The following is a 6,472-nucleotide window of genomic DNA, read 5'->3' on the forward strand; positions in this document are numbered from 1 at the left end:
TTTGTTAGTCCAACTTTTGGGGGTCAGTTCAAAAGCCAGGGTCTTTTATTTTTTTTGCGACAAATGTTATAATAAGCTTTGAAAAAATATTGGAGGTTAATATGATTTTAGATTTAATAAAAGTAATCTTCCTCGGCATCATCGAGGGACTTACAGAATTTTTGCCTGTATCATCAACAGGCCACCTTATAATAGCTGACAGCTTTATAAAACTTGAACCCAAGGCCTTTTCCAATGCCTTTAGTGTCATCATCCAACTTGGTGCCATCCTAGCAGTAGTTTATCTCTACTTCTATGACATCAATCCAATTGCCAAGGGAAAATTACTTCCTCTTCTTGGAGAAGAAAAGTACAATGAACTAAGCTTAAAAGAAAAATTCAAGTACAGGGACCTTGAGACAATGAGACTAATTGCAAAGATCATTGTGGGCTTCTTGCCAGCAGCCTTCTTTGGCTTCATCTTAGATGACTTCATCGATGCCCATCTCTTTAATCCCATTACAGTTGCTATCGCACTTATCCTTTACGGGATAGTAATTATTTTTATGGAAAAAAATAACAAGGGTAAGGACTTTAAGTACGAGACCCTAAATGACATTGGACTAAAGACTGCCCTCTTCATTGGCTTCTTCCAATGCCTTGCCATGGTGCCAGGCACATCTCGTTCAGCGGCGACAATTATTGGAGCCATGCTACTTGGTTGTTCAAGAACAAGTGCTGCCAAGTTTTCCTTTTATCTAGCAGTCCCAACCATGCTTGGCGCAACTGCCCTAAAGATTTTAAAAATTGGATTTTCCTTCAGCCTATGGCAATGGTTCTTGATCCTTCTTGGAGGTATAATCTCCTATATCGTTGCCCTTGTTGTTATCAAAAAATTCTTGGGCTACGTTCGTGAACACGACTTCATTCCCTTTGGATACTACAGGATTGTCCTCGGCTTAGTGGTCCTATGTCTTGGCTTTTTAAATTTAATATGAGGTGCCTATGAAAGATTTTAAGGTTGGAATAATTCAGCTGCCTGCTAAGGGCGACAAGGAAGAAAACTTAAAGACAATGGAAGAATCTATAGACCTTGTAAAGAAAAAAGGAGCAGATGTAGTTTGTCTACCTGAGATGTGGAACTGCCCCTACCAAAACTCCTACTTCACAAAATTTGCTGAAGAGGACTTTGGCGAAACTTATGAGAAGATGAGCCAGGTGGCAAGGGACAATGAGGTCTACCTAATTGGTGGGTCTATTCCAATTAAGTCAGGGGACAAGATCTACAACAGGTCCTATGTCTTTGATAAGGCTGGCAGAGAAATCTACAGGTACTCCAAGATCCACCTCTTCGACATCGAAGGCTATAAGGAGTCTGCCACAATCTCTGGTGGCAAGTCCCTTGGAGTTTTTGAAACAGAGTACGGAACTTTTGGCCTCGCAATTTGTTTTGACTTGAGGTTTCCAGAACTCTTCCAAACTTTTAGGGACTATGGAGCAGAAGTCATCTTTGTCCCTTCAACCTTTATGAAGAAGACTGGCGAAGTTCACTTCCACCTCTTAAACAGAGCCCGTGCAGTTGACACCCAATGCTATCTAGTCTCACCTGCCATAGCAAGAGACCATGACTTGTCAAAAAATGCCTACGCCCACTCTCTTATAGTTGACCCAAGTGGCAAGATAGAAGTGGACCTTGGCGAAGACAAAAACTACGCAGTCTTAGAATTAGAAGCAAGTAAGGTCAAAAGAGAAAGAGAAAAACTTCCCCTTGAAATATCGAGGAAAAATAGAAAATTATAAGTTATAAAAATTTACAAAAAAGAAACTCTTGCAAAAATTCTGCAAGAGCTTTTTTATGCCTTGGAAGTTAAACAAGGCTTTTTTTAAATTCCCTTTGTGTAAAGATAGTAAGAATAAATTGCTGGAATTATTCCACCAAGTATAAGTGGAACTAAAAATACAATTTCACTCTTTAAAAATACTGAAAGGATTAGGGAAAGTCCAATTATTATAAAGCAAATTCCACCAAGCCTGTGAGTCCTTCTCCAGTTCTCGTCGCTGTTAAGGGTCCAAGGTAGCTTTATCCCCATAGTGTAGTTCCTCTTTATCTTTGGAAGGTAGTTGCCAATGGCGATAAATAAAAGACCAATAAAAATTGGAAGTATCGTTGACACCTTTACCTCTCTTCCAAATCCTGCCATAACTGTTATTATATAAATCAAAAGCATTATTGCGGGCATGGAAAGCTTACTTATTGTCATTACAAGGTTAAATTGTTTCTTATTTTTTGGGTCACTGTCTAGCATAAAGCAGAGGAAGGCATTCATAAGTACAAGAAAGCCTTGAATTACTACCATAGCATGAAACTTTGAGCTATAGTCATCGGCTTCTCCTTGGAAATTCCAGTGAGTTGGAAGTTCTGCTGGCATCTTGTGGTAAAACAAGAGATTAAAAATTATTACAAGTAAAATTGATGCGACAATGGAAATTATTGAATCTTTTCTTAGTTTAAATTTATTTTTCATCTGGACCTCCTTTGAATTTCACAATCCATGTAAGTATTTCTTCAAAAACTGAAGTGTTGAGTTCGTAGTAAATAAAGTTCTTTTCCTTTTCTTCGTAAATTAGATCTTGGTCTTTTAAAATTTTTAGGTGGTGGGAGATTGTCGCCTTGGATAGGTCAAACTTGTCGGCAATTTCTCCTGCATTCATCCTGCCTGACCTAAGCATATTTAAAATCTCTAGCCTAACGGGGTCTGACAAGGCCTTAAAGGTATCAGAAAACACTGGATCACTTCCCTTCCTTTAATTCTATTTCGATAATTATCTAAATTGTTAATTTAATTATATAAAATTTTTTCTCTATGTCAAGACTATTTTGAAATTTATCTAAATAGTTTTTATTTTTGTTTTTCACATCTTTCTCTTTTCTGGGAATTTAATTTTTTTTGAATTACTTGCTTTCAATTTTTAAAACTTACTAACTTCTAACATTTTAGAATTTTTTAAAGCAACAAATATCTTCTTGCATAATAAAAAATATTCTCTCCCACAAAAAATAAAAAAATCAAAACATTAACTTTAATTAACTTTTTCATCAAAAAATATAAATTTAACTTATAATAATAAAAAGTCTCTTCTCTTTCCTTACGATTAGATTAACTTATGCTTCATTAATTTCTAAGAATGAAATAGTTTCCAGTATGTGGTATAATTAAAGTTGGAAGGTGAAATTATGATTCAAAGTTTAGTCAAGGCAGCTAATGTTTTAGACATCTTAAAGAGTGAAAATAGAGAGCTTACAATTGCAGAAATTTCTGAATTTTTAAATATACCCCCAAGCACAGCCCACAGGATTCTCTCCACCCTAATAGGGGTTGGATTTGTGTCAAAGGACGAAAGGACCCACCTCTATGGTCTGGGACCTGCCCTAATTCCCCTTGGCATTAAGGCATCCTCAAAGCTTGATCCACAAGCTGTTGGCAAGGCAGTCCTTGAAAACTTGTCTGATATGACCAATGAGGACTCTTATTTTGTCATAAAGTCTGGCGACAAGGGCCTTATGCTTTCAAAGGCTGAAGGCAAGCATTCCCTAAAGATTGTGGAAAATTTTGGCATAGAAATTGACCTCCACAAGGGAGCAATAAGAAAGACTATCTTGGCCTTTCAAACTGATGACTATATAAACTACTACTTAAAGAAGGACCTTTCCGAATACCTTGATGCACCTGTTGACAAGGAAGCTCTGAGGCATGATTTAATGCAAATAAGGAACAACAAATTTTCTGTTTCCGATTCAGAATACATTGATTCAGTTATTGGGATTGGCGCCCCAGTCTTTAACTACAAGGACCAACTTGTGGGAGCTATTGGCGTTGTCATACCAAAGGAAAGGATCAACGAGGCTTCTAAAAAAGAATACATTGAAGCAGTGAAAAATGCTGGAATTGAATTTTCAAAGAATTTAGGATACTCAGATTAATTATTAACTCTACTTTTAAAGGTAGAGTTTTTTTATTGACTTTTTTTGTTTTCATAGATTTAATTTAACTTAACTTACAAATTCTTACTAAGTCACAAAAATTTATAAAGTCATAAACTTATATAAAGTCATAAATTCTTATAAAGTCATTATTTTTTATCAACTCACAAATTTCTATCAAGTCGTAAATTTTTACTAAGTCACAAGATCCCATAGGCTCACCCTATTTTAGTATTCAAAGCTTTCCAAGCTACTTCACAAGCCTAGCTTCTTTTAAAGGCCCTCCAAATTTGTTAAAATGTATCTGGGAGGTCATTATGCCGATACTTAGTTTAACGAATATAAAAAAATCCTATATTGATGAAGAAACTATTAGAGCTGGAAACCTAATAGTTGAGGACAAGGATAAAATTGGCCTTATTGGAATCAACGGAAGTGGCAAGTCCACTCTTTTTAATATAATTACAGAAAATCTTTCCTACGACGAAGGAGAAATTTTTAGGAAGAAGGATTTAAAGGTTGGTTACCTAGAGCAACAACTTAGCCTTCACACTGAAGGGTCCATTTACGACAACTGCCTTTCAATCTTTGCTGACCTAATAGAACTTGAAAAAAACTTGAGAAATCAAGAACACATAATTGCCGCCAACCCTGACAATCTCGATGAAGAGCTAATGAAGTACCAAAGGCTCCAAGACGAGTTTCACAAGAGGGATGGCTATTCTTATAATTCAAAGATAAGGGGGACCCTAATTGGTCTTGGCTTCACAGAAGAGGACTTTGACAAGGACATCTCCACCCTATCTGGTGGGCAAAAGTCTCGTGTGGCACTAGCCATGCTCCTCCTTGAAGAGGCAGACCTGCTCTTACTTGACGAGCCTACCAACCACTTAGACATTGGGGCAATCTCTTGGCTTGAAAAATATCTAAAGGACATTGACAAGGCTGTTATAATAATCAGTCACGACAGGTACTTCTTAAACAACATTGTCTCCAAGATCGTCCTCTTGGAAAATGGAGAAACCAAATCCTACAAGGGCAACTACGACACCTACATGAGGCAGAGGAAGAAGGATTTTGAAGTCTTGAAGAGGCAGTACGAGGACCAGCAAAAGGAAATCAAGAGGCAGGAAGAGATTATAAAGAGGTATATGAATCTGGGACGTGACAGGTTCATCAAGCAGGGCAAGAGCCGTAAGAAGATGCTTGATAAGATGCAGAGGATTGAGATGCCAGCATCTAACAAGAAGACCAATCTCCACTTCACGCCAAATAAAACTTCAGGCAAGGATGTCTTGGAGATCAAGGACCTTTCAAAGTCCTTTGGCGACCACCAAGTCTTTCATGACTTAAGTGCCTTTGTTTACAAAAACGACAAGATTGGTCTCATTGGTCCCAACGGTGTGGGCAAGTCCACCCTCTTTAAGATAATTGCTGGAGAACTTTCTCCAAGCTCTGGAGAAGTTAAACTTGGGTCTAATGTTGAGGTTGCATTTTTCTATCAAGAGTTGGACAACTTAAACTTAGACAAGACTGTCATGGATGAAATTTGGGACGAGTTTCCAAAGCTTGAACACTTCCAAATTCGAAAATACTTAGCAGAGTTTCTCTTTGTGGGCGACGACATCTTTAAGACCGTTGACGAACTATCTGGTGGAGAACGTGGAAGACTTTCACTTTTAAAAATTATGCTAAAGGGGGCAAACTTTCTTGTCCTTGACGAGCCTACCAATCACTTGGATATCGACTCAAAGGAAATCCTTGAAGATGCCCTCTTAAAGTACGATGGAACAGTCCTATCCATATCCCACGACAGGTACTTTTTAAATAAGACTGTTGATAAAATTTTTGAAATGACAGAGTCGGGCATCAACAGCTTCCTTGGCAACTACGATTACTATCTTGAAAAGACAACAGAGGTGGAAGGTCTTGACCATGACTACAAGTCAAGAACAGAAATTGAAAAGGAAAAGCGTGAAGAGAGAGAAGAACGCAAAAAAAATAAGGTCCTTCGCAAGGAAAAAGAAAAAATTGAGAAAGAGATTTCAACAATCGAAGAAAAGTTATCCACAATCGACTCTAAACTTGCAGACTCTAACACTTACAGCGATTATCAACTAGCAAGTGATTTATCAATAGAGCGTGAAAGCCTTGCAAATACTTTAGAAGACCTCTATGAAAAATGGATGGAACTTGAGGATTGATAAAAAATTAATAAAATTTTTCTCCACAAGCCTACTTGTGATAAAGACTTTATCCCCAGATTTATCCACATTATCCACAAGAATTTAAACATTTGTCTTGAAAAGTTCTGCACAATTCATGCACATTTTGAAAATCTTATCATAAAACAAGAAAAGTTTGTAATTTTACAAGAAATTTAAGGAAATTTTATAAGATTTATACAATCTTATCCACAATTTCATAAAACTTATCCACTTTTGTGGGTAAAAAAATAAAAGAGCTAAGAAAAAGCTCTCAGATTGTAGACAAACCCAGGAATAATTCCTG

At 37.0% G+C, this 6,472-nt stretch carries 6 protein-coding genes; 4 read left to right on the top strand and 2 right to left on the bottom strand.

Going from position 1 to position 6,472, the window contains the following annotated elements:
- Positions 1 to 101: 101 nt before the first annotated feature.
- Positions 102 to 977 (top strand): undecaprenyl-diphosphate phosphatase, encoded by an 876-nt coding sequence (locus tag HMPREF1864_RS03720; RefSeq protein WP_062571505.1) that lies wholly within the window; start codon positions 102 to 104, stop codon positions 975 to 977.
- 7 nt (positions 978 to 984) lie between these two features.
- Positions 985 to 1,779 (top strand): carbon-nitrogen hydrolase family protein, encoded by a 795-nt coding sequence (locus tag HMPREF1864_RS03725; RefSeq protein ID WP_062571506.1) that lies wholly within the window; start codon positions 985 to 987, stop codon positions 1,777 to 1,779.
- 83 nt (positions 1,780 to 1,862) lie between these two features.
- Here HMPREF1864_RS03725 and HMPREF1864_RS03730 read toward each other — a convergent pair whose 3' ends face one another.
- Positions 1,863 to 2,504: an SdpI family protein gene (locus tag HMPREF1864_RS03730; RefSeq protein WP_062571507.1), complete on the bottom strand. Its 642-nt coding sequence runs from the start codon at positions 2,502 to 2,504 to the stop codon at positions 1,863 to 1,865.
- Positions 2,494 to 2,766: an autorepressor SdpR family transcription factor gene (locus tag HMPREF1864_RS03735; protein WP_062571508.1), complete on the bottom strand. Its 273-nt coding sequence runs from the start codon at positions 2,764 to 2,766 to the stop codon at positions 2,494 to 2,496. Before HMPREF1864_RS03735 ends, HMPREF1864_RS03730 begins: the two co-directional genes overlap by 11 nt.
- Positions 2,767 to 3,214: 448 nt before the next feature.
- On the opposite strand from HMPREF1864_RS03735, the gene HMPREF1864_RS03740 reads away from it, so the two are divergent.
- Both HMPREF1864_RS03740 and HMPREF1864_RS03745 read left to right on the top strand, forming a co-directional pair.
- The gene (locus HMPREF1864_RS03740; protein ID WP_062571509.1) at positions 3,215 to 3,961 is read left to right on the top strand and encodes an IclR family transcriptional regulator; all 747 of its coding nucleotides are present in this window, start codon (positions 3,215 to 3,217) and stop codon (positions 3,959 to 3,961) included.
- Between the two features lie 317 nt (positions 3,962 to 4,278).
- On the top strand, positions 4,279 to 6,165 hold the full coding sequence (locus HMPREF1864_RS03745) for an ABC-F family ATP-binding cassette domain-containing protein (RefSeq protein WP_062571510.1): 1,887 nt from the start codon (positions 4,279 to 4,281) through the stop codon (positions 6,163 to 6,165).
- Positions 6,166 to 6,472 lie beyond the last annotated feature (307 nt).

Origin of the sequence: Peptoniphilus sp. DNF00840, assembly GCF_001553125.1 — a bacterium.
GTDB classification, from domain to species: domain Bacteria; phylum Bacillota; class Clostridia; order Tissierellales; family Peptoniphilaceae; genus Peptoniphilus_A; species Peptoniphilus_A vaginalis.

Excerpts from the sequence above, each read along its gene's own strand:
- HMPREF1864_RS03730 (WP_062571507.1), bottom strand. The coding sequence starts at position 2,504 with ATGAAAAATAAATTTAAACTAAGAAAAGATTCAATAATTTCCATTGTC.
- HMPREF1864_RS03720 (WP_062571505.1), top strand. The coding sequence starts at position 102 with ATGATTTTAGATTTAATAAAAGTAATCTTCCTCGGCATCATCGAGGGA.
- HMPREF1864_RS03725 (WP_062571506.1), top strand. The coding sequence starts at position 985 with ATGAAAGATTTTAAGGTTGGAATAATTCAGCTGCCTGCTAAGGGCGAC.
- HMPREF1864_RS03740 (WP_062571509.1), top strand. The coding sequence starts at position 3,215 with ATGATTCAAAGTTTAGTCAAGGCAGCTAATGTTTTAGACATCTTAAAG.
- HMPREF1864_RS03745 (WP_062571510.1), top strand. The coding sequence starts at position 4,279 with ATGCCGATACTTAGTTTAACGAATATAAAAAAATCCTATATTGATGAA.